The organism is Mesorhizobium sp. CO1-1-11, from assembly GCF_020164995.1.
Taxonomy (GTDB): Bacteria; Pseudomonadota; Alphaproteobacteria; order Rhizobiales; family Rhizobiaceae; genus Mesorhizobium; species Mesorhizobium australicum.
In genome coordinates this window covers 10901-37208 of the sequence record NZ_JAIUHE010000015.1, presented here as the reverse complement: position 1 = coordinate 37208, position 26308 = coordinate 10901, and the positions used below count along the sequence as shown (strand labels likewise).

Here is a 26308-nt window from a genome sequence, read left to right as displayed (position 1 = left end):
CCCCGCCCCTTCTCCAGGTTTCTTGCCTTCCGTTGCGGAAACCATGTGCTGAAATTTCAAGGCTATGGCCTAGAATGCTTCAAGTGGGAGAATTTTGTCTTCTACAATATCACCTTAAAATATGTTCAAAAAAATATTATCAGATATGCATATTAGATGACTGAGAGTTATGCTAATGGCGACGGAAATATATACATAGATAATCATGTGTCTTGTCGAGATATATGCGTATGGTTCATATTGTCGCAAATTTTACATAAACATAGACTCGTCGCGGTTTCGTGATAGCCTTGCACTCAAGAATTTTCGGATGTACGTTTGATTTCGGTAAATTAGCCTAAACTGATATATCAGGGGGACAAAATGAACATTTTGTCGAGGTCGGCTTTTTTTGAGGCATTTCAGAAGAGATTAGCCAGCAAAGCAGAGACGCCAATCCCTGGCGTATTTGGTCGGTGGTTGGCGAGTTCGCTGCTGCGGCGCTCGCCGGGGCGAGCCCGACGGCCCAGCAAGACATCAGATCTGCCGAACCTGGCGCTTGAAGCGCTTGAGCCGCGTTATCTGCTGTCGGCCGACATCTTGCCTTTCGCGGTCGACATGAACGACTTGGCCGGCGCCGACTATTCGCTGCGCTATGACAATCTGATCCAGGCGATCCAGATCTATGACAACAAGACGGGTACGCTGGTCGACCAGCGCAACGCGCAAGAGATCGACTATATCGTGGTGCACGGCACCGCTGCCGACGACAAGCTCACCATAGACTTCGGCGAAGACTTCCTGGCGGCGCTCGACGTGCGTTTCGACGGTGGTGCCGGCAACGACACGCTTGCCATGACCGGCGGCAGCTTCGACGCCGTGCGGCTGGCGACCGACACCGGCCTGTCAGGCAGCATTGCCGCGCAAGCCGGGGCGTTGACCCATAGCATTGGCCTGGCAAACGTCGGCGCGGTCGAGGACAATACGACGGCCAGCCAGCGCATTTATGCCGACACTTCCGGGCAAGCGCGGGTGATCTGCATCGGCAGTTCAGATGATTCCAGTGACGGTCTGTCGGTGCTTGACGCTGGAGCATTTAACAATCTGATCACCTACAAATTCACAACTCCGACGGTCTCGTTGACCGTTGACGCGGGCGCGGGCGACGACAGCTTTGTGCTGCGCGAGATCGACCCCGCTCTGGCTGGCAGGGTTGTGTTGAGTGGCGGCGCCGGCAGCGACGCTGTGGTCGGGCCTCCGCAGGACACCGACTGGCATCTCACCGGCGACGGTTCGGGTGATGTTGCTGGGGTGTCCTTCGTTACGGTCGAGAACCTGATCGGTTCCGCTGGCAACGAGGACACCTTTTTTGTTGGTGCTGCTGGAAAATTGAGTGGCGTCATGGCCGGCGGCGATGCCGGCTTCGACAGCATGGTTCTCGACGGCGGCACCTTCGCCTCGGTGAAGTATGTAGCCACTGGGCCGACGTCGGGCACGATCACGCGTGACGGTGTCGTGCTCCGCTATGACGGGCTCGAACCGATCACCGACAACAGTGTCGTTGCGGACCGTGTCATCACGACCAGCAATGCCGACGATGGAGCGACTCTGATCGACAATGGCGCGACACTGACGCTGTCGTCAGGCCTCCTAGGTTCATTCGAGTCGATCACTTTCAACAAGCCCAGCTCCAGCCTGACCATCAATCTCGGCGATGATTCTGGCTTTCCTATTTTTTCAAAGGATACCCTGACCATCAACAATGCGGTGAACCTCGGTTCAACCGCACTCATCATTAACGGCCAGGACGGCAAGGACGAGGTGACGATCTCCGGGACGCTGACTGCCGGCGCAGTTACCGTCAATGCCGAGAAGATCAGCGTTTCCAGCACCATAAATGCCAGTTCGGTGACCCTGACAGCAGCGGCGGCGGACGATGGAAAAATCACGGGTGGCGCGTATCTCGCGACCCCGGAGGCAATCATCGACCTGAGCGGCGCCACGATCATCGTGACGGGCGCGGCTCAATTCACCGCAACCGCGACCGCCAATGTCGAGGCTGAGACTTTCGAAGGTGGGCCGCTCGCGGGTGTCATCGCAACGATCATGCCCGAAGCGCGGGTCAAGTTCAGCAGCACCAATGTGACCGCAGCCAGCCTGTCGGCGTCGAGCACCGTAACCGTCACGCTGACCGCGAAGGACGAATCCGATGCCGGTTCCGACAACGATGAAAAGAAGGATGCGGCGGTTTCCGTCACCGTTCTGATCAGCGACGCGATCACCGAAGTGCTCGCGGGCAGCGTGCTCAGCGTCTCGGGCGCGGTGTCGCTGACTGCGACCAGCAATTTGACGATGACCACCGAGGCCGATGGCGGTAGCGGCGGCAAGGGCGCAAGCGTTGCGGTTTCAGAAGTCAATGCGACGACCCGCGCCAATGTCTCGGGCGGTTCGACGATTGGCGCGAATGCCGGCGATACGCCCAATTCGATCGCGCTCGGCGCAACGCTGACCAGCAATATCACGACGATCGCCAAGTCGACGGCAGGCGGATCGGACCAAAGTGCAAGCGGTGACAACGAATCCGAGCAGCGCCTGAAGGACCCCAATAAGGACGGCATCACGTCTGACAAAGCGACGACCAGCAGCGGCGATATCACCTTTGCTGGCGCGGTGACGGTGTCGGATTATCGGCCGACCACCGAAGCCTTCGTTCAGGCCTCCACCCTCACATCCGGTGGCACGATCACGCTGACCGCGCAATCGACGGACAAGGTGACGGCGACGGCGGACGGCACCAACACGAATTCGTCCTCCAATGGCGCAACCGGCATCGGCGTTGCAGTGGCGCTGAGCATTGCCGACGTCACGACGCGCAGCTATCTCGGCGGCGCCTCGTCGCTGTCGGCGAGTGCGGTGTCATTGAGCGCCACGATTGCGGCCGGCGACAGCTTCATCGCCCAGGCGACCTCCGGCGCCGGCGAAGGCTCCAAGACGCAGGTCGCGGGTTCGCTGGCCATCAATATCGTCATCACCGAGGCTTCCGCCGACGTCGCGGCAAACGCCTCGATCAATCTGAATGGCGCGGATCTGTCGCTCACCGCCCATTCCACCACCAACGTCGTGACCGATGCGGTTCCCGACGACGCGAGCGGCGCCGCAGGCGAACTCGGCATCGGTGGTTCGGTCGCCCTGACCATCGTCGACAATTCCACCTCGGCATCGATCCGCGACAACGCGACCATCGTTGCCGCCGACGCTGTCACCATGACTGCGACCGGCGACCATACAGCTTCGACCACGGCGGAAGCGGGCGCGGAAGGCGGCGATGTTGGCATCGGCGGTGCGGTGGCGATCGACGTCATCGACAACAATACGGAATCGTCCATCGGTTCCGGCAGCGAACTCGACATCACCGGCAATTTGTCGGCCAGCGCCAGCAATCATGGCGTGAGCACGACGCTGGCCGATGGCGATGCCATCGGCTCGACGGCGATCGGCGCGGCGATCGCGCTTGCCTTCGTGGACAACCGTGCGTTCTCGACATCGAACCGCAATCTTCGTTCGAACGGATCGATCAGTCTGTCGGCCGCCAATGACGGTTCCAGCAAGGCGGAGTCGATTGCGAGTGCCGCTGGCGCCGAGAAAGACGAGGACGGCAACACCAAGGCCGACGAGCAACGGGACAAGGAAGTCGGTCTGGCCAACAGCAAGTCGAATGATGGCGACAGCGTCAGCAAGTCGGCCAACAGTTCAGGTGGGAGCGGCGGCGGCGATGTCAGCGTCGCGGCAGCGCTTGCTCTCAATGTCTCGTCGTCACTGGCGGTGGCGTCGATCAATGACGGGCGCACGGTTGTTGCCGGTGAGGGCGCTGGCGTCGGCGAACTCAATTTGCAGTCGTCCAACAATATGGATGCGACGGCGAAAGCCGATGGCACCGCAAAGACGAGCGACAGCGGCACCGCTGTCGGTGTCGCAGTGGCGATCAATATCGCGACGATGCGCAACGAGGCGTCGATTGGGGCTGGCAGCATCATTACGGCCGACGGGGTGAAAGCCGAAGCCAAGATGAAGAACGTCGGCGGTGACGTGACGCATCGTTTCGGCGCCGAGTCGACCTCCGGTGCCAGCGGCGGCGATATTGGCGTGGCCGGTTCGTTCGCGCTGAGCTTCGCCGATATCGACACGCTTGGCGTGATTGGTCTCGACCATGCCGATCAGCCAGCAAGCGGCGCCGCGACGGTTACATTGACCGGCGGCAATGTTCTGCTTACGGCGATCAACACGACCGTAACCACAACGACGGCGACCTCCTCCGGGGCCGGAAGCGGCTCGGGCAGCGTCGGCGTCGGCGCGTCGATTGCGCTCGGCATCGGCTTGAACACCACGTTTGCCGGCATCGAGAACGGCGAGATGGTTGGCGGGACGACAGGCAATTTCACCGTCACCGCGACATCCAATGATACGCTGACGACGACGGCCAAGGCTGGCGCCGAAGGCGCTACCGGCATCGGCGGCGCGATCGCTGTCGCCTATTTCGATAACGATACGGATGCGCACATCGGCACCGGCGGCGGCGCAACGATCACGCTGACGGGCAATTTGGCCGCGCAAGCCTCGCACACCGGCACGGTTCACACGCTTGCCGATGGCGAAGCCGCCGGCAGCAGCGTTGGCGTTGGCGCGTCGATTGCATTGAATATCGGCGAAGTCACCAACGACGCTTTCCTCGGCCGCAATTTCCAGAACGTTGGCACGGTGACGATCACCGCGACCTCGACACTCGACACCAAGGCAGAGTCCAAGGCGAGCTCGAAGGGCCAATCCACCAAGAAGTCCGATGGCACAACGGACAGTGCCAGCTCCGATCAGGAGACGACCAACCAGACCGAGATGGCCAAGAACCAGAGCGGCGGCACCAAGACGCCCTCGCAGAGCGGCGGCAGCAGCCTTGGCCAGGCCGATGGCAACAGCAGTGGGCAGACCGGCAAGGGTACGCAGGGCGGCAACGGCTCCGGTGGCACCAATGTGGCCGCGACGATCGCCGTCAACTTCCTCGACGCGGACAACCAGGCGCAGATCGCCAGCAATGTGACGATCGCCGGTACAGGCGCGATGAAGGTCGAGGCGATCAGCACGACCGACGCGCGGGCATTGGCCACCGCGACGTCCACGAACACCAGTTCCAACACCGGCGTTGCCGCCGCGATCGGCCTCAACATCGTGCTGCTGGACAACAACGCGATGATCGGTTCAAACGCCGATCTGACCGCCGGATTGATCGAGGTCCGCGCCGCGACCGGCAATGGAGAGAAAAACACGTTCCAGGCGCGCGCCCTCTCCGGCGCGGTGTCGAAGAACACTGCGATCGGCGGCTCGGTTGGCGTCAACTATCTCGATGTCAACACGCTGGCATCGGTCGGCGACAATGTCGATCTCGACGCCAACACCGGCAATATCGAGATCGGCGCCGTCAGTCTCAATGAAATGCAGAACCTGGCCGGCGGTGCGGCTTTGAGCACCGGCAGCGGCGGCGGCGGCGTGGGCATCGCGGTCACCGTCAACATCGTCAACGATCTCAACACCAAGGCTCAGACCGGCATCAATCTCGACGCCGAAGCGCAGGGCGCGATCAACGTCACCTCGCATGCCGAACTGCTGCCGATCTCGGAAGACCTGCCGGTCATCGGCTCGTTGGCCGTCACCAGCTTCGCCGCCGGCATCGCCGGTGCGTCCGGCGGCTTTGCCGTCGGCGGTTCGTCCAGCGTCAACGTGATCTTCATGGAGACGCACGCCTCGGTGAACGACAACTCCGACCTCGAGGCCGGAACCGGCATCAAGATCGAGGCAACGGACCTGCTGACCGTGGTCAGCGGGGCGGGTGGCATCGGCCTCACGCTGAACGGCAATGCCGGCGTCGGCATCGGCCTGGACGTGCAGGTGATCACGCGCAACACGAGCGCCTGGATGGGTGGTGGGGCGGATCTGGATACGACTGCCGGCAACATCGTCATCAATGCCGACTCCTTCGACGACATCACTTCGATCGCGGCGACGTTCGGCGGCAGCGCCGGCGGCTCAGCCGGCGTCGCTGCGTCTGTCGGCGTGCTTTACCTCGACACATCGACCCAAGCCTTCGTCGAGGCCGGCAGCACGCTGAACAAATCGCATCTGGGCGCCGGCGGAGATGTCTCCGTGACGGCGACCGGCGACGCGGACGTGTTCCTGCTTGCTGGCGCGGCGGCGTTCGGCCAAAGCGCCGGCATCGGCATTTCCGGAACGGTGTTTGTCCATCTCGACGATGTGAAGGCGGAGCTCTATGGCGACGCCGACGTGGTCACCGGTGGCGCAAACGGCCTCTCCGTATCGGCGAATTCGACCGATGGGGTGCTGATCATCGCCGCCGCCGGCGCGGCTTCCGCGCAGGCGGCGGTCGCCGGTTCGGTCGCCGTGACAGTGCTGACCGAGACAACGACGGCTCGCATCGGCGCAAACAGCAAGGTTTCCGGCCAGACGCTCGCCAACGATCCCGGCGTCTCGGTCTTTGCAAATGACGAAACCGATATCCTGACAATCGCGGGTTCGCTCGCGGTTTCCGCCGGCAGTGCTGGCGTTGGCGCCGGCGTCAATGTGTCGACGCTTACAAAGACGACGACTGCATCGATCGAAGCGGGCGCCGACATCGACGTCGACGGCAATGTGACGGTCGAGGCAACCGGCAACGAGGACATAGGTTCGTTCTCCGTGGCCGCGGGCGCGTCCAGCGGCGCGGGCGTCACACTGACGGCCGATGTCTTCGTGCTGAACCTGAAGACCCGCGCCTTCATCGGATCGGATCCGCTGGCGCCGATCGTCGGCCTGACGGATGTGCGGGCACGCGGCAGCGTACTCGTCCAGGCAATCGACGAGACCGAGATGGACCTGATCGTTGGCGGCGTGGCGATCGGCGGCAGCGCCGGTGTCGGCGTCGCGGCCGGCGTTGCTGTTGTCGACAAGGTGACTGATGCCTTCATCGGCGCAGGCGCACGCGTCACCGGCGAGGGCCACGGCACTGTCGCGGCGAGAACCGGCCGCTACACCGTCGACTATGCGGGCAGCCAGGCTATGTCGAGCTTCGACCCGCAGGGCGGCAACAAGCCGACCGCCAGCAGCCTGGAGGCTGGTACGCCGTCGGGCCTCACCCAGTTCAAGAACCTCGACCAGGAGGGTGGCGACGACGTCCAGCAGGATCCGGGCTTGACCCAGAACCGGGTTGCGACCGCGTCGGTCGACACCGGTTTCCGTGGCGTGGCTGTCTCGGCCTCGGCGAAGGATGATGTCGAGACTTTTGCAATTTCCGTCGGCGGCGGCGGTTCGGTCGGCGTGGCTGTCGGTGCGGCGGTCAACGTCGTCGATACCAAGACGAAGGCGTTTATCGGGGCCGATGCCCAGATCAACCAGGACATGGCCGGCCCCGGAAATGCAGGACAATCCGTCCTGGTTGCGGCGGCGAGCGACTTCAGCCATGTCGGTGTCGGGGCCGGTGCGGCCTTCGGCGGCGCGGGCGCGGGCGCGCCCGGCGTCGACGTGTCGGTGATCAAGGTTGACACGTTCGCGACGATCAATGACGGCGCGGATGTGAAGGCGAACAATGATGTTGCGGTGATCGCCACGTCCAAGGAAAAAGTCATCGTCGTCTCCGCCGGCCTTGCCTTCAGCGGCACGGTCAGCCTGGCGGGCGGTGTCTCGGTGCTGTCGTTCGACACCGAGACCTATGCCCGCGTCGGCGCCAACGCGACGATTGTCGCCGGCGGCGACGTCGCCGTCATGGCCAAGGACGATTCCGAGGTGGTGGTGGTCGCCGGTGCGGTCGCTATCGGCCTGTCGGGCGGCGGTGCCGCCGGATCGGTCGCGGTCGTCAATGTCGACAAGCTCACCGAAGCGACGATCGGCGACAATGCCAGTATCGACGCGTCCGGCAACGGCACCGGCATCGGCGGCGTGCTGACCGGCACGATCGTCGGCGGCAGCAATCCGAGCGGCTTCGGCACGGCCGAGGCGCATGGCGTCATCGTTCAGGCGGAATCCTCGGAAGAGGTCACCAACGTTACAGTCGCCGGTGCCGCCGGCCTTTACGTCGGTCTGGCCGGCTCCGTCACCGTGACGCTGCTCAATTCCGACACCAAGGCGCTGATCGGCGTCGGCGCCGACATCAATCAGGGCGCTGCAGATTACCTCGCCCACCCAGGCACGGTGTCGGGTGCACAAGGCGTCTATGTCAACGCGGCCAACGAGGTCCGGGTCACGTCCTTCGCGGGCGCTCTCGGCGCCGGTTTCGTCGGTCTGGCCGGCGGCATCGACTTCGGCAGCATCAAGAACGATACGGTTGCCGCGATCAACGCCAACGCCATGGTGCGGGCGCGCGGTGACGTCTCGGTCAATGCGGTCGCAATCAAGGTTCTGCGTGGGTTCGCCTTCAGCGGCGGCGTCGGCGTCGCCGGGCTCGGCGCGTCCATATCGGTCTGGTCGATCGGCGAGGCGTTCACCGACTCCTACGAGGACAACCAGGGTGGCAGCGGCAACGCGACGAAGGACGACGGAAGCTCCAAGACCGCCAATGACGAGGCCGGCGAACAGGCCGACGGTGGCGTCGCAGGCATCACTGGGGAATTGGGCCGCTTCGGCAGCGGCGCCAACAGCAACACGGCCGACTCACGGGTCAAGGCCGGTGTTGAAGGCGCCCGCGACAAGGTCGGCGCCAACGCACTGACCTCAGGCGCCCTGACCAACAAGCTGACCGCCGCCGTCACCGACGAGCGCGGCACCACCGCCTCCGTCGAAGGCGGTGCGACGGTCGAGGCTGGTCACGACATCGTCGTGAACGCGCGTGAACAGATGAAAGCCAACATCCTGGTCGGCAGCCTGGGCGCCGGTCTTGTCGGCCTGGGCGCATCGATTTCCGTCGTCAATGTCTCGGGCCAGGTGAGAGCGAAGGCCGGCGGAAACCTCAAGGCTGGCAATGCCATCCGCGTTGAAAGCCATTTCGGCCAGAATATCGATGTCACGACCGTCGCCTTGCAGGCCGGTTTCGTCGGCCTCGGTGCATCGGTCGCGGTGGTCAACGATACCAGCCGCGTTCAGGCCGGCTTGCTCGACAACGCAGTGGTCAACGGCGCGGCCAGCCTTACGGTCTCGGCGAGCAGCAACCAGACGTTTGACGTGCTGACGACCGGCATACAAGCCGGCGCGGTGGCCGTCGGTGCGTCCTACAGCGACGTCACCATCGGCGATGACGACGACAACACCAAGGAAGTCCTGGCTACGATCGGCGCGGGCAGTCAGATTGGGCAGATCGACGCTGTCGGGGCCATCACGGTCCATGCGGACTCGACGATCAACGTGGATTCCGACACCTTCGCGCTGGCTGCCGGGCTCGGCGCGCTGACCTTCAATTTCGCTTTCGTCGATGTTCAGCCGAATGTAGAGGCATCGGTTGGCAGCAGCGCCAACATCAACGCGACGGGCCTCCTCACGGTCGAGGCGTGGACGCTGCACGATGCGACCGGCGACATATTCGCACTTTCGGTCGGCGCACTGGCGGCCGGCACCAGCCTGGCGACAGTCAATGTCGTCCCGACGGTGGCCGCATTGATCGGGGGCAATTCGACGATTCACGCTGGCGGCATCGTCATGCTGTCGTCGCACAATTACGATGGCGAGACGGCGACCGACCGCGGGGCGAAGGCCTTTGCGGAGGCCTCCGGCGGTGGCTTGTTCAGCGGCCAGGGCTCGGTGCCGACCGCGAGGTCCAATGCGGTTGCCAACACTACGATCGGCGCCGGCGGCGCATTCACCATCACCGGTGACATCAACATCAAGTCGCGCATTCGCAACTATGCCGTCGCCAATGCCGAGGCCAATTCGTTCGGGGCGGCTGCGGTCGGTGCTTCGTTGGCTGAAGCCGAGGCCAATGGCCAGAGCAACGCCGCGATGAACGCCAACATCGTCTCGGTTACCGACATCATGATCGAAGCGCTTGCCGTAAATGGTGCGCTTGCCGTAGCCGAAACAGCCGGCGGAGGCCTTCTGGCAGGGATCACCGTCAATCGCGCGACCGCGACCGCGAGCCCGTCTTCGGTAAGCGCCTCGATCGGCAACAACACGTCGATCCAATCGGCACGCAATGTGCGGCTCAAGGCCCAGGCCCAGACGGAAGGCGACTCGAAAGTAGTCGGGTCCACAATAGGCGGCATAGCCGCGGTTGGGGACGCCGATTCGGAAACCCATGTTAACCCGACGGTCGCGAGTTCAATCGGCGCCGGCGTGGTGATCAACGCGACCGGCGATATCCTGGTCGAAGCCTCCGCCTCGCCGATCCCCGGCGAGCAACCGACCTACGAAATCGTCGATGTCGACGGCACCGCCAACACGATCACCGTGAACGGGCATGGACTGGTGACCGGCGATACGGTCGAATATGATGCCGGAAGCGGCGGTGCCGTTATTCCCGGCCTCAAGTGGCCGGATCCGGCCGATCCGGCGGTGAACCGTCAGTACAGCGTGATCAATGTCGTCAATGCAGGCGTGACAGATCCCAACACGCTCTATTTCGGCTCCGTCTTCAACGCCGCCGACATCGATCCAAACACCGAGATCATCGAGTTCGCGGGTGGCCATAATTTCCTGAGCGGCGATGCCGTCCGCTACTATCCGGGACCGGACGAGACAGTCGACAGCTTTGGGCTGACCGAGGGCAACCTCTATTATGTGCTGGTTATCGACGGGTCACACATCAAGCTGGTGAACAGCTTCGACAAGGCGGTCAACCCGCAGAATTACCTCAAGAATTTCCAGCCGGACGATGTCTCGGGCAACAGCATAACCATCGCCGGGCATGGCTTCGTCAACGGCACGGCGGTGACCTACGAGGCACCGGACGCGCGCACCTTCGTCAGTCGTCAGGTCGACGTCAATTCGAGCAGCCTCAATCCCGACGGATCGCCGATCGCCGATGCCAACGCCGACAACATCCGTTTCTTCGACGATAACGGAAATGCGCTGGCGCACGGTTTCGCCGAGGGCGAGCACGTTGTCTACGACGTCAAGAATGCGAGCGGAGGAACCGGTCTGGCGATCGGCGGCCTGGTCGACGGCCAGACCTATCGCGTGCATGTCGTCAACTCCTCGACGATCCAGCTCAAGCGTAACGACGCTATCACCGAACAGGTGCAATTCATTCGCAATGCCGCTGGCGACCAGATCAAGCGAACTGACGGCCTCAACTGGGCCGACAACGGCTTTGGAAACGGCACGTTGTTCATCAGCGGCGGCCTCGTCAATTCCGGCACGTACACGATCGTCGGCGTGTCCGGTGATACGCTGACCCTTCTTGAGAAGAACATCGTCACAGCAGGTACGCTGACGAGGGACTTCGATCAGCCGATCATCGCGCTGAACCCGAACAAGGGTCTCAGCGCCAATCCGGCGCTCAATGTCGGCTCCAGCGATACGCATTCGCTGGTCAATGCCAAGAATCTGCCGATCGGCGGGCTCGAAGACGGCAAGACCTACTATGTGCGCGGCGTCAGCGGCGTCGGCGACAACACGTTCGAACTGTGGAATGCGCCGAGCGGCGGCAGTCAGATCGTTCTGACGCCGACGGCAATTGCTGGCCCCTACGGCAATCACAGCCTTACTGCGCTTGCGGTCGACATCTCGGCAGCCGGCGACAGCGAGCAGCAACTGCGCATCGACATCAATGACAGCGCCACATCGGCGGCGCCGGGCCAGTTCCTGTTCGGTCCGGGCGAAGTTCCGCTCAGCGAAATCGCACCGCAATCGGGCGACGGCGTATCGTCAGCTTACTCGAAGGGGTCCGGCGGCGGGTTCGTTGGAGTCAACGGCAATGATGCCGACGTTTTCAGCAGTCCGAATGTCTCGGCGACGATCTCCGCGACGCAGATCACGACGGTGGGCGACGTGACTGTCAGCGCGTCGGCGACGACCAATACGTCCAGCTACGCGGTCAACGGCACGGGCGGCTTCGTCGCTGTCGGTGATGCCGACGCGAGTAGCTTCCAGGACATCACGAGCACGGCGACGATCAGTGATGGCACGCGCATCGTGGCGGGCAAGAACTTCACGCTTGCCTCGGCAAGCAATGCCATTGCCAGCGCCTCCTCGCAGGCGAGCGCTGGCGGTGCGGTCGGCCTGGCCGACCCGAGCACCGATGTCCGCATCGAATACAATACGGTTTCGACAATCGGCTCCAACGCCATCGTTCTGGCCGGTCAGCTGGCCAAGGCCACGGCGAATGCATCCGTCGATGTGACGGCCAAGTCGACCGGCTCCGGCATCGGCTTCGGCGGTGACGGCGACGCCGTCACGCATGTCAATATTGGCTCCCCGGACGCCGATCCGGACGCCGACCAGGCCGACGCGATCGTCTCGCTGGCGGCCAATGCCGTGCTCAGCGCGCGGCGCACCTCCCTTGCGGCACGGGTCGACAACTTCCATGTCTTCTCCGGCAGCGACGGGCGCGGCGCCGGATTCTATGGCGAAGGCGAGGCCGAAAGCACGATCACGGCACGGCCGGATGCGCAGGTGCGGATCAATGTGGGCGCCGACCTGACGGGTTGGGAAGGCGTCGACCTGATCACCCGCTACGACAATGTCAACACGCATGCGAAATCCTATGCCCGGTCGACCGGCCTGTTCGGCTTCGTCGATTCCGACGCGCATAACGACACCGACGTCTCGTCCGAGATTTTCGGTGCGGCAGGCGCATTGGTGACAGCCGGTCCGCGCGACAACGGCGATGCCGTGCTTGGACATCCGGATTATCCGCAGGAACCTGGAAGCTCGGCCGAGCACCTGGCCTTGTTTGCCTCGACCGTGAACGGCTCGATCTCGCAGACAGATGACGCCGATGACAGCAAGCGCTCGCTCGCCGCCGGCGGATCGAGCGGCAGCAGCCCAGATGACAGACCGCAATCGATCAATTTCAGCTCCGACGTGCTGATCCTTTCCGGCCGTTCACCCGAACTGGTCGTCAAGCAACTGAACATCGGCCTCGACGGCCAGATCGATGTCGCGGTCGAAGTGTCGGTCAACGACACCGCAGGCGGCGGCAGTGCGACCGAAGGCCAAGGCAACACGATCCAGAGCGACGACATTGTCGTCAACAACATCGTTAATCCGGGTCCCGGCGACGTCGTGTTCGACTCGAACTCGATGATCGGCGCCGGCGGTACCTGGACGTTCCGTGATACGTTGCAGCGCGTGTCGATCCGCAACGAGTCCGACAAGGACATCATTATCAACAATATCGATGTCGTCACCGACGAGCAGCCACTGGCATGGCTCAATCCGTCGCAGAGTGTGACACTGACCTTCAACGTGGTGCGCGAAGTCGCGCCGACGCTGATTGAAATCACCGACACCGGTGGCCATTCAGACATTTACATCAACGGCACGATCGACAACCCGATCGGCACGACGTCGATCGTCAATACTGACGGATCGGTGTTCGCCACCAACGATCGCGGCGTCCCGGGCAGTGATGGCCGCCAGTCGCTGATCCGTACCCACATCCTGAACATTCGCGCCGACGAAAACATCGGCGCGACCGGTGCACGGGTGAATATCGACATCGTCGACAGCTCCGGCCTGCCGCTCGGCATAGGCTTCGACACCGGCCGTGTCGCTGGCTTGACTAACCAGATATTCCTTGGAGTCGAGAACCGTTTCTACACCGGCCAGCTGGTGCGCTACGATGCCGTGACCACGACCATCGGCGGGCTCATCGACGGCGGCTACTACTACGTCATCGCTTCGCCCGATGGGCAGAGCGTCAAGTTGGCGACCACGCTGGCAAACGCGATGGCCGGTACGGCCATCGATCTGGCGCCGGCAGGCGCGCTGACCGATCTGCACAGCCTGATTTCGGCTGAAACCTTCACCGCCGACGCGCTCGGCGACATCAGCCTCGACCTCAAGGCGCTGTTGCGCGAGGCGCCGGCCGGCGGCTTCTACATCGTCGAGATCGACCGGATCAACGCCGGCAATACGGCGGATGTGCTGCTGCAAGCCAGCCTTGAACAGTTCGGCGACGGTCTGTCAGGCGGCCTGCTGGTCAAGGCGCCGGCGTTGCCCGCCGGCGGACAGACCTACTACAATTTCTTCCGGCCGGATGCAGGCGCAATTCCGTCGCTGAGCCGCGGCGTCTTCGCCACCGGCAACACGGAGATTGCGTCGACCTATGATTTCCGAGGCCTCGACCCGGTAACCGGCCTGCGCACGCTGGCCGGGGTGCAGGCAGGCTCGGTCGTTGCGGGCGGTGACATCATCGTCGCGGCAGCCAATCCGGCGCCCACGGCGACCACCGTCAACGTACTTGGCATCACCGAGATCGCCGGCAATGGCGACATCGACGTGCTGACCAATGGCTATATCGCGCTGACGGAAAAGACCGGTGACATGCGCATCGAGCGCATTCGCTCCAATGCCTCGGATGTGCTTTTGTATTCGCCGCGGCGCATCCTCGATGCGCGCGATGACAACGGCAACCCGGCCTTGGTCGAGGCCGATGTCTCCGGTCGCAACATCACCATGGCCTCTGGAGTGGGGCTGTTTAATCCGACCCATTTCCAAGTGGCCGCCCAGGTGCTCAGCCCCACACTGCTTGACATCAATTCCCCCTTGGGCGGCATTGGTGAACCGAGCAACTTCCTCGAGATCAACGTTGACAACCGCAATGGCGTCGGCGGACTTGGTGTGCTGCGCGCCTTCGATACCAGCGCGGATTCGACGTTAGGCATCTTCCTCGACGAAGTCGTCGGTGACATGCATGTTCACACCGTGCACACGATCCGCGATGTGTCGCTAAGGACCGTCGCAGGCTCGATCCTGGATTCACGCAACAACGGCGCGGGCGACGACTTTGCCAACGTGATGGGTCAGACCATCGACCTGGACGCCAATGGCAATGGCTCCATCGGCGCTTTTGCCAACGACCTCGAGATCGATTCATCACGCGGTTCCAGCGATGACGACGTCGCACTTGAAGCCGGCACCCACATTTACCTAACCGAAGCGCCGGAGGCTCCCGGCGGCACCGCCGGCAATCTGCGGCTGGTGTTGGCTCACGCCTACGATGGCGATATCCGCATCACTGTGCGCGAGACCTCGGTTCAGGGCGAGAACCTCGACCTGCTGCACAGTGGCAGCGCCCGCTTTGCCGAAGACGGCGCGACCTTCCCGACCTTCCAGCCCGATGCGCCACGTGCGATCGCACACGGCCAGATCTTCGCCGAAAAGGGTTCCGTGCTGCTGCGCGTCGGCGATAACGTGACGCTCGATTCCAACAGCGAGACGCTGGCGGCCAAGAGCATCGACATCTATGGCGACGTGTCGGCGACCAACGACGTCATCCATGCGCTCGTCAATCTGGATGTCGCCTTCGGCACCGTGATGGTGCTGCGTGGCCGCATCATCGCCAACGCAACCGTGGTGCCTGGCAACAAGACGATCGGCGCGCCGGTTGGCTCGGCAACGCCGACATTGACGGCGAACTCGGTCACCGGACCGACCGTGCTGACCCGAATCTTCGGCAACACGGATGTCGACACGATCAACTTCGGCGACGCCTCGGGTGCCGGCGGCACCAACACGCAGGGCAGCGCCGGCTATGTCTTCCTCGGCTCGAAGACGCGCGCCTATGGCAGTCAGAACCTCAATGTGAACAACGTCGATGGCGAAGACCGTTTCCGCGTCTACTACCTCCAGGATACCGCGACGCAAACCTCTCCGAACATGCAGACGGCGGCCGAGCATACGCTCACGCTTGACGGCGTGTCGGGCTCCGATCTCTATGAGATCTACACGCTTGGCTCCAACAATCCGGGGCAGGGCACCGCAGGCACCGACTTCCAGCGCAATTACGTCATCAACATCCTGGACAGCGGGCGCTCCATCGACGGTGTCGATGAACTGACCATCTTCGGCTACGATTCGTCGCAGAACGGTCTGGTCGGCGGCAACAAGCCGATCGACGACATCTTCCTGCTGCGCGGCGCCAACTATCTGCCGCACGAAGCCGCCGACCGTCCGGCCTACGTCGCCATGGTCTACGGACAGCCAAAGACCTATGCCGACACGATCGAGGACAACGAGCCCTCGAACGAGGTCGCGCGCATCAATTACGACACCGCGCTGAATGGCCGGATCACCATCGAGGGGCAGGGCGGCAACGACAATTTCTACTCCGACGACACCACGGCGATTGTTTCGCTGCAGGGCGGCGCCGGCGACGATTCCTTCAACATCGGCCAGATATTCGGCACCAAGCGCACCGGCGATGCGGAAAACGGCGTCACGCCGTTCTTCGGCGGCGGCTTGCTCGACCAGGACGTGTTCCCCGACATGGTGGCCACCACACGCGGCTGGCTGAGCCCCGGCATCAGTGCGCCGATGGTGGCGCAGGGCGGCACCGGCAACGACGAATTCCGGGTCTATGCCAACCAGGCCGAACTGCGGCTCGAAGGCGACGACAACAACGACCTGTTCATCGTCCGCGCGTTCGCCATCGCGGCGGTCGCCAATCAGGACTGGAACGGTGACGGCACGATCGACCAGGACGACCTGCCGGCGGTTACGCTCGACACCAACGGCGATGGCGTGATCAACTTCGCCGACGCTGACTCGACGCCTCACGACTATACCGACGACGTCATCGTGCTCGACGATTTTGGCGTTGCCAAGCCGATCATCGGGCTAGGCTTCTCTGTCGCGCGCGCCCCGGACATCCGCGCCGGCGGCGGCGAGGACGAAGTGCAATACAACGTCAACGCGCCGGTCTCGGTCGACGGCGGCACCGGCTTCGACAAGCTGGTTATCCTCGGCACGGAATTCGCCGACGATTTCGCCATCACCGAAAAGGGCATCTTCGGCGCCGGCGTCAATGTTCGCTACACCACGATCGAAGTGGTCGAGGTCGACGGACTTGAAGGCGATGACGAATTCTTCGTTCAATCGACGGCTTTCGGCGTAGCCTATCGCGTTATCGGCGGTCTGGGTTCCGATACGATCAATGTCACGGGCGATGTCACGGAAGACATCATCACGCGCGAACTCGAAGGCGCCTCCGGCGCTGTTGACCACCTCGTCACCTCGGGCGATCCACTATACGATGGCGTGCTTGTCGACGGCTTCGACTATCACGTGGCGGGTCCGCAGGAGGGCATCGTCCGCATCGACGAAACGGATGGCTTCACCGCTGTTCGGGAAGGCGGACCGCGCAATGTCGACAGCTACACCGTCAGGCTGGCGGTGGCGCCGCTGGCCGGCCAGATCGTCTATATGACGATCTCGGCGGCACGTTCGCCGCAACAGGAAGAAGACGGCACGCTGATCAATCCGGCACCGTTGCCGAATGGCATCGGCGACACGATCTGGCTTTCGAAGCTGGATCCCGGCCTCGTCGGAACCGACGGCGAATTCCAGCATGTCATCACCATCAACGGCGTTGCGACGATCATCAACGATCGCTCGATCGTGCTGGCCTTCGACAGCACCAACTGGAACACGGCCCAGAACGTGTACCTTTATGCGCCCGACGATTTGCGCGCCGAGGGCGACCGGGTGGTCGTCGTACAGCACAGCGTCATCTCCGACACCAGCGGTGTCGCGCCGGCACTGCTGGCCGCGGCCTATCCGAACGGCGATCCCTTCGACGCGGCGGACGTACGCAACGTCGAGGTCGACCTGCGTGACAACGACACGCCCGGAATCTATGTCACCGAAGTGACGCCCGGCACGAACACCGAGGATGGCCGCTCGCTGGTCATCGAAGGCAATGCCACGACCAAACTGAATGACGAACTCCTGGTGCAACTCGCCAAGGCGCCCGACGCGGGCGACACGATCGTCGTCAAGCTGTACGTCAATGAGTTCAGCGACGAAAACATCATGATCTACGATGTCGACGATCCGAACGGTCTCGACAATCGCATGTTCAAGGGTGCCGACGGCTACTGGCGCATCACTTTCGACAGCGGCAACTGGGACGATGCGGTGCGCGTCGGCATCGAAGCGCGCGACGACATCCCGCGTGAGGACCCGCACACAGCGGCGATCTTCTTCCAGCTCGACCAGGCGCTGACAGTCGACGCCAACCACAACTACGTGTTCCCGAACCTGCGCTCAGGCCCGGGCTATGTCGACATCGACGTGATCGACAATGACAGCGCCGGCGCGGTTGTGCTGGAGAGTGAAGGCAATACGCTGCTCAACGGCGATGGATCGGACACCGACGACTATACGATCCGGCTGACCAAGGCGCCGTCGACCAACGTCAACGTCGCGGTCCTGACGGACGGTCTGGCGGATGTCGTTAGTGTCAATGGCGTCGCGGTCACGCCCGGCTCCGGATACGGCATCATTGGCGGCCTCAGGCCTACGCAGATATTCGACGGCAATCTTGTCTTCTCCAACGAAGGTGGCTTGGGCAAGATCACGCGTGGCACCGGTGCCGATCTCGGCAGCTTCGTCGATGAAGGCTTCTTCGTCGGCCAGCAGATACGCATCGGCAATGCCGGCGCCGGCAGCGGCGACTATTTCATCACCTCGATCGATGCGGATGGAAAGTTCTTCAAGGTCGACAGGCTGTTGGCAGCGACAGGCGCGAAGGACGACGTTATCCTGTCCGATCTGGCGCGGGACGGTGAGTACACCGGCAACATCCGCTTTGAGATGGTCATGGAGGAAGGTCTCCCGACCTACCGGATCACCATCGCCGGACTAGGCGAAAAGGATGATGGCTGGCTGTCATTCGGTTTCCTCGAAGGGCAGTGGATCCGCCTGTTCGATACGGCCGACAATTTGATCGGCGACTTCAAGATCGCGATCATCCGCGGTGACAACGACACCAAGGACACCACGATCCAGATCACCGGCACCAATGTCGCGCAGATCCTGCCGCATCTCGGCAACACGCTGAACGATGTGCGCGTGGTTCGCACTGCGGCCGTGGCCGTGTTCACGCCGGCCAACTATTACCAGCAGCAGACGGTCGAGCTGCGCGCCGACACCGAATATGAAGTGCCGATCACCCGCGAAGGCGTCAAGGTCTTCCCGGTTTCCGGCCATTACCTGTCCAAGCTGCGCGGACCCTTGGCTGTCGAGGGCGGCGTCACCGGCGCCGACCGTTCACTCGAGAACGGCCTCAAGCTGCCTGGCGAAGCCGACGACTTCCTGATCGCGATCGGCCAGCAGCCGCCGGAATCGCAACAGATCGACGTGCTGAACATCTTCAACGACACCAGCAAGGAAGATGTCGGCGGCGTGATGACGGCGACGACGCTCACCGGCTTCAACATGGCCGACAATCTAAGCCTGGGGCTCGGTGTGACCGGCGATCCGACTTTCGGTGAATCCGGTTTCTTCCCGGGTGGCATCAGCTTCGGACGCATCAGCGTCGACCAGAACGGCGATTTCGGCACCGACAGCACCAAGAGCACCATTGAGGTGGTCAACCTGATGCTCGGGGAAGGCAACGACAAGCTCGTCATCTCGGGCACGCTCAATCCCGCACCGCCGGTGCAGGTGACGAGCACGTTCGACATAACGCCATCTGGCGTCAATGGCGGCACCATCGTGCGCACCGGGTTCGATTGGAAAGCGATGGGCTTCCTCGTCGGCCAGACGGTGAAGATCGATAACCTGCCGGGCATCTGGACGATCGTCGCTATCAATGACGCGCTGATCAATCCGGCCAATCCGGCCGAAGGCGCGGATCCCAACGACAACTCGATCCTGGTTCTGAGCGGACCGAGCCTCGCCAGCGTGGCGGATGGGGCGCACACCGTCACGGCCTTCGACAAGGATGTGATCACGCTTAACAAGCCGGTGGATGTGGCCACGACGACAGCGGGCGGGATCATCACGCGGACCGACGGCGGCAACTGGGCCGGCTTTGCGGTCGGAGACTTCATCTCGATCAACCAGGACTTCGCGAAGGGCGAGTATCAGATCGTGGCGATCGCGGGCGCTGTCATGCGCGTCATAGGCGGACAACTCGCGCCGGTCTCGGAAGCACCGCGCACCATCAATCGCATCAACCCGGTGACCAATGCGGTGCTGCAGACCGTGGTGGCCGAAGTCGATGTCGAGCCGACCTATACCGGCGGCATCGTCACGCGCCACGACAACGTCAAATGGGCCGCTGAAGGCTACCTCGCCGGACATCTGGTGACGATGGTCGATGCCAACGGCAAGCGTGACTTCCGCATCATCGAGATATCGGAAGACGGCTTCTCGCTTACGCTCGAAGGCGCGCCGCTCGCGACGCAAAACGGCGCGGTGAAGAGCTTCTACGTGCAAGGCCAGCATGGCGGGCTGACGCTCGTTCATGGCGGCGGCAACATGTATCTGGAAAGCACCGGCCCGATAAACATCGCCGCCGGAACCGGTGGACAGATCATCGTCACCCGTCAGGACGGCCGCGACTGGTCGGAGGACCGCTATCAGGTTGGCCAGGTGATCCAGCTTGCGGGCGAAACCTATACGCGCACCATTCTGGCGATCTCCGATGCAACGCTACCGGCGCCGAGCAACTCCGCGCTGACATGGGGTGACGGCAGCAGGCTGGTGCTCAGCGCACCGAACACACGCACCGGCCAGCCAGCCGGCACGGTGCTCGCGCCCAACGCGTTCAACAGCTATGCCGAGCGTTCACTGCACGTCGCGGAGCCGCGCGCCATCACCGGCACGGCGACCGTCAACATCGCCACCAACAGCCTGACACGCAGTGCCGGCAGCTGGCTGGCGGATGGCTTCTATGTGGGCCAGAAAGTGCGACTGAGCGGATTTGCCGGCACGTTCACCATCCAGGCGCTCACTGCGAGCGTGATAACGCTGCAGAGTGTTGCGCTGACGCCGAAAGCCGGTGTTGCGATGACCGTCTCCGGTGTCGACATAACGCTGGACGGTGGCACGCGTGTCGGTGGCGACCATATTATCGTCACCGGCGGCGCCGGGCCGAACTCGCCACTGGTCATCTATGGCGACACCAGCCAGGACGGAATCTGGTATTCCGGCCAGGCGCACAATGTCTTGGGTATGGAATTCGGCGAGAAGCCGTTCGATCCGTTCCCGCAACTGCAGGACGGCGAGAACGAGGATGACGAGTGGGTGTTCCCGCTCGCCAATCCCTACAAGCTCGCCGGCAACGACATCATCGACGCCAGCGCCTTGTTCGCCGGCACGCCGTCGGCAAACCTGCCGAGCGTCGGCCTGACGATCTATGGCGGTGCGGGCAACGATACGATCTACGGCAGCCAGGCTGGCGATCACCTCGCCGGCGGTTCCGGCGATGACCTGATCATCGGCAATCGCGGCGTGGATCACATCTATGGCGATAGCGGCGTCAACGTGAACATCTTCACGCGCCAGCTGTTCATCGACACGGTCGACAACAGTCCGTTGCCTTCGGCCAATCCGAATGCCGACACCAACGGCACGACGATCAAGCCGGTCAAGTCGTCGGTTCGTGACCTGATGAATGCAGGCGACGACGTGATCTTCGGCGATGGCGCCTCACATCTCGGCTATGGGCCGAGTTCGGTCGCGGCTGCCGGCGTGCTCGGCGACTTCGACGACATCATCTTCGCCGATCATGGTGTGATAGAAATGTTCGTCGACGATCCGAACCTGCCGTCGACCTTGAAGCAGCGCATCCAGACGACCGAGCTGGTGTTGGTCACCGGCATCAAATCGGCCGAACTGCAGAATGGCGGCGACGACGTTGTGTTCGGCGGCCTCGACCGCGACGTCATCGTCGGCGGCGCCGGGCATGATCTGCTCGATGGCGACCAGCAGGACGACCGCGTCTTTGGCGACAACGTCTACCTGTCGCGCCAGGGCGGCGCTGACGGCAATCTGCTTGATGACACGTTCAGCCTGCGCTTCCAGACGCTGGCCGGAACGTTGATGTACAGCCGTACAGACCGGCCGATGCCGGCCGGCCTCGGCACGGTCAATGCCGACAACAGCGGCCTGCTGCTGGTCGACGGCATCGCGCGGCGGTATCGCGATCCGGACGGTGCTCCGTGGTGGAGCGAGTACTCGGTCGATTACGCGGCGCTGCACACTTTCGCCTTCGACGAGGGTACGGCCGGCGTCGGCAGCTTCGGCAACGACTACATCGCCGGCAGCGAAGGCCATGACGAACTGTTCGGTCAGCTCGGCCATGACGTCGTGCAGGGCGATGGCGGCATCGAGCTTGCCTTTGCCGGCACCTCGCATGTCGGCGCATCGCGCACATCCGCCGGCGTCACCGATCCGATCGGTCCGCTCACGGTGATCGCCTCCTTCGCGGCGGCGACAGACGGCCAAGATTATATCGAAGGCGGTGGCGGCGACGACCAGATATTCGGCGGCCTCGGCCAGGATGATCTGATCGGCGGTTCCTCGTCCTTCTTCAGCCTCACGGATCCGAATACGCGGCCTGACGGAGACGATTACATTTTTGGCGGCGCCGGCATCGAGATCGACCGCAATGACGACAATTTGCCAAATGACGGCACGCTCGCCAATTCGCGCTTTGCTCGCGATGCCGACTCCATGATCGGTGACAACGGCAACATCGTGCGGATCGTCGGCGTCAATCACACCGACATCAATCCGAACGGCACGGTTGGGCAGCAGCTTTATGTCCAATACAATTACGACGTGAACGACCCGGCGCGTGCCGGTGGCGAACGCCTCGTCGTGCGTGGCATCCATCTGCTCGACTACACGCCGGGCGGCCCGGACTTCCGTCCAGACCTGTTCTCCAAAACCAACCCGAACAATCCTGCCTATCGCAACGAGTTCGGCCTATGGGCCAAGCAGGACATCGGTGGCCATGACGAGTTCCATGGCGAGACCGGGGACGACACCGCCTATGGCGGCGGCGGCCATGACCGGATCTTCGGCGATGCCGAGAACGACGATCTGATCGGCGGCTGGGGCAATGACTGGATCTCAGGTGGTACCGGTGAGGACGGCATCCTGGGTGACGACGGCCGCATCTTCACCAGCCGCAACAGCGCGACCTACGGCGAAAGCCTGTTCGGCGTGCTGCCATTGCTGGCGACCGATCCGGATACGCGCACCAGCCAGGGCGATGTGCTCAACGAGTTCATCTACACGCCCGGACAGGTGCAGACGGAGACGATCAATGTCGGCGGCAAGATGAAGAAGGCGGTCGACCTGACCCCTTACAATCTGACGCCGAACGCGCAGGGCGGCGACAATCCGCTGTTCGACGCCAATGTCGTCGACGACATCATTTTCGGCGGCCAGGGTGACGACTTCATCCATGGCGGTTCCGGCGACGATGCGGTCGGCGGCGGCGAAGCTCTGCCAGATTCCTACACGCAGCTCTTCGATGCGGCGGGCAATGTCGTCGGCATCGTGCGCACCGACTTCTCGCGGCCATGGAACCCTGGCGACGTGCTGCGGTTCGGTCCCGACAGCGATCCGTGGAACGCACCGAAGCCTGTGCAGAGCCGGCTCGGCGAGTTCTTCCTCTATGACGAGTACGATCCGCGCCGGACAATCATGTTCAACGACGATGGTTCGGTATGGAAGGCCGGCCCGGCACCTACCACGCGCCAGTATTTCCTCAACCTCGTCGACAATGAAGGGCCGCTGGTCAACGGTGCGATCGCTTTTGCGCCGAACGGCACACCGACGGCGTTTGCGCAACGCAATACCGATGGCAACGATGCGGTCTTCGGTGACCTGGGCAATGACTGGATCGTTGGTGGCACCGGCCGCGACCATATCTATGGCGGCTGGGGCAACGACCTCATGAACGCCGACGATGTACTCTCGACCAACAACTGGCTGAACGACCAGCCGGAGACGCACCCAATGTATGAGGACCGCGTTTTCGGTGGGGCCGGGCTCGACATCCTGATCGGCAACACCGGTGGCGATCGCCTGATCGATTGGGTCGGGGAGTACAACAGCTACCTGGTGCCGTTCGCACCGTTCGGCATCGCGACGGTAAGCCGCCAGGTGCCGCCGCAACTGTTCGACTTCCTCTATGCGCAGGCATTCAGCGACGGCGTCGACATCACCCGCACCGCTGACACTGGCAGCATCAACGGAGACGACAAGTACAGCCACGTCCATATGTTCATGGGCGGCGTGGAAGGTGAAATCGGCCTGATCACCCAGAAGGATCATGGCTTCTGGCAGGATCAGACCGGCGGTCCGACGGATCCCCAGGCCGGCAACATCCCGGGCGGCAAGCGAGACGTGCTGCGCACGGCTGACTTCAATGATGGCAATGCTAAGGTCGTGGCAGTCGACGAGGGCAATTTCGCCATCACCAGCGGCAAGCTCACCGTTCAGTCGGCAAGCACCTGGGATCAGGCAGCCGCGGTTCTCTATCTCGACGCCTATACGCCGATCTACTACGAGATCGCGGCGACCTTGACGGCCGACAAGCCGACCGGCGGCTGGAAGGCCAACTCCTACATCATCTTCGACTATTATTCGCCGACGGATTTCAAATATGCCGGCATCAACATCTCGAACGATCAGATCGAGATGGGTTACCGCGACGCCAGCGGCTGGCATCAGTTGGTCAAGTCCAACAAGCCGGTGCAACTCAAAGCGAACCAGGCTTACGATGTCCTGCTCGCAGTCAACGGCACGAACGTGAGTTTGACCGTGGCCGGCGTGAATTGGTTCAGCTACACCTTCGCGCCGCGCATCGTCGATGGCCAGCCGGTGGCGCTGAACAAGGGCCTCGTCGGTGTCGGCAACAGCGGCTCGAAGGGTACGGTGGACAACTTCCGTGTCCAGGTCTTGCCGCCGCAGATCACGCTCGATTACGCAGCCGAGTTCAACGGGCCGCCGACCTATCCGATGTCGAAGACCGCGGCTCAAGGCTGGACGCTCTCGGGCGGCAGGCTCAATGCGGCAGCCGGCGCCGGCACCAATCTGCTGGATGTCGGCCCGGCGATCGGGGCGGACGCCTATCTGGAACTGACGGCGAGGTTGAAGACCGCCGGAACCGGTGGCATCGTCTTCGACTACTACGGCGCCAACAACTACAAGTTCGTCACCCTGGATGTGGTCGGCCAGAAGGTTTTGGTCGGACACGTGACGTCGAAGGGCGGCACGGTGATCGATCAGAGCTTCGCGCGCACGCTGAGTTCAACGACGGACTATGACGTCCAGTTGACCATACGGGGTGCTGCCCTTTCGATCGCCGTCAACGGCGCATTCGTCGGCAGTTATGGCTTCAATGCAGCCGTTGCCGATGGCGAGTTCGGTCTGGTGACAGGCAATGCAGGGGCGTCTTTCGACCGGCTGCAGATTCGCACCAACGCGTCGGCGTTCAGCACCAGCTCCAATCAGCTGGCGCTCGCTTCGCTCGGCCAGGCCGCGGACACGGTAACGGCGGTCGGCATCGATCAGGCCAAGACGATGCTGGCGCAGGCGGTGGCGATCTGGTCGGGCAGCGGCCAACTCGACGCGGCACAACTTGCCAAGCTGTCGAACCTGGATGTCCAGATCACCGATCTGCCTGGCTCGGCGCTGGCACAATCGGTGTTCGGCGCGGTGCTGATCGACCGCAACGCGGCCGGACAGGGCTGGTTCGTCGACCTGTCGCCTCTCGACAGCAGCGAATTCCAGCTCGATGCCTCCGGGCACCTGACGGCGTTGCCGGGCGGCGCCGCCGATGGACGGATGGACCTTCTGTCGGTGCTGATCCACGAAATCGGTCATCAGGCGGGCTTGGATCACGATGAGGGCGAGGCGGGCGTGATGTCGGCTGAGTTGGCCGCCGGCGAGCGCCGACTGCCGGAGGCCGGATCTGCCGGTCAGCTGACTGACACGCAGCTCTTCCATGATGGCCTGGGCGTCTTTGTCGGCGCGCAGGAGCATGGATTACTCCAGAGCGCTGGTATCGCGCCGGCCGAAGCGGTTGGTGAGGTCTCGACGATACCGAGCGCAAGACCTTCCCGCAGTGCGGCGGCGGCGCATTCCAGGTCTGACGCCGATGCAAGTGCCAAGACCGACGATATCGTGCTGACCGGGGCTCCTTCTGGCCTGCAGCCAAGCGGTCCGCTCAACTGGGTGTTTGACGAGGCCAGCGGAACCTTTGTTGCCGCACAAGGTCGGCAGCAGGACCGTCCGCACGATGCAGCGCCCGACGCGGATCAGGACGATGGCGACGCAACTTCGGACGACCTCAATGGTCTCGCCGAATGGAGCAACCGCAAGGGTTTGCTGTCGCGCCTGTCCAGTCTGTTTGGAGTGCGATGAGACAATGATGGCGGCGCAGTTCACA

1 protein-coding gene is annotated in these 26308 nt (G+C 62.9%); it reads left to right on the top strand.

The features are described from left to right. The first annotated feature begins 459 nt into the window (after positions 1-459). On the top strand, positions 460-26283 hold the full coding sequence (locus tag LB554_RS18685) for an LEPR-XLL domain-containing protein (RefSeq protein ID WP_224586140.1): 25824 nt from the start codon (positions 460-462) through the stop codon (positions 26281-26283). Positions 26284-26308 lie beyond the last annotated feature (25 nt).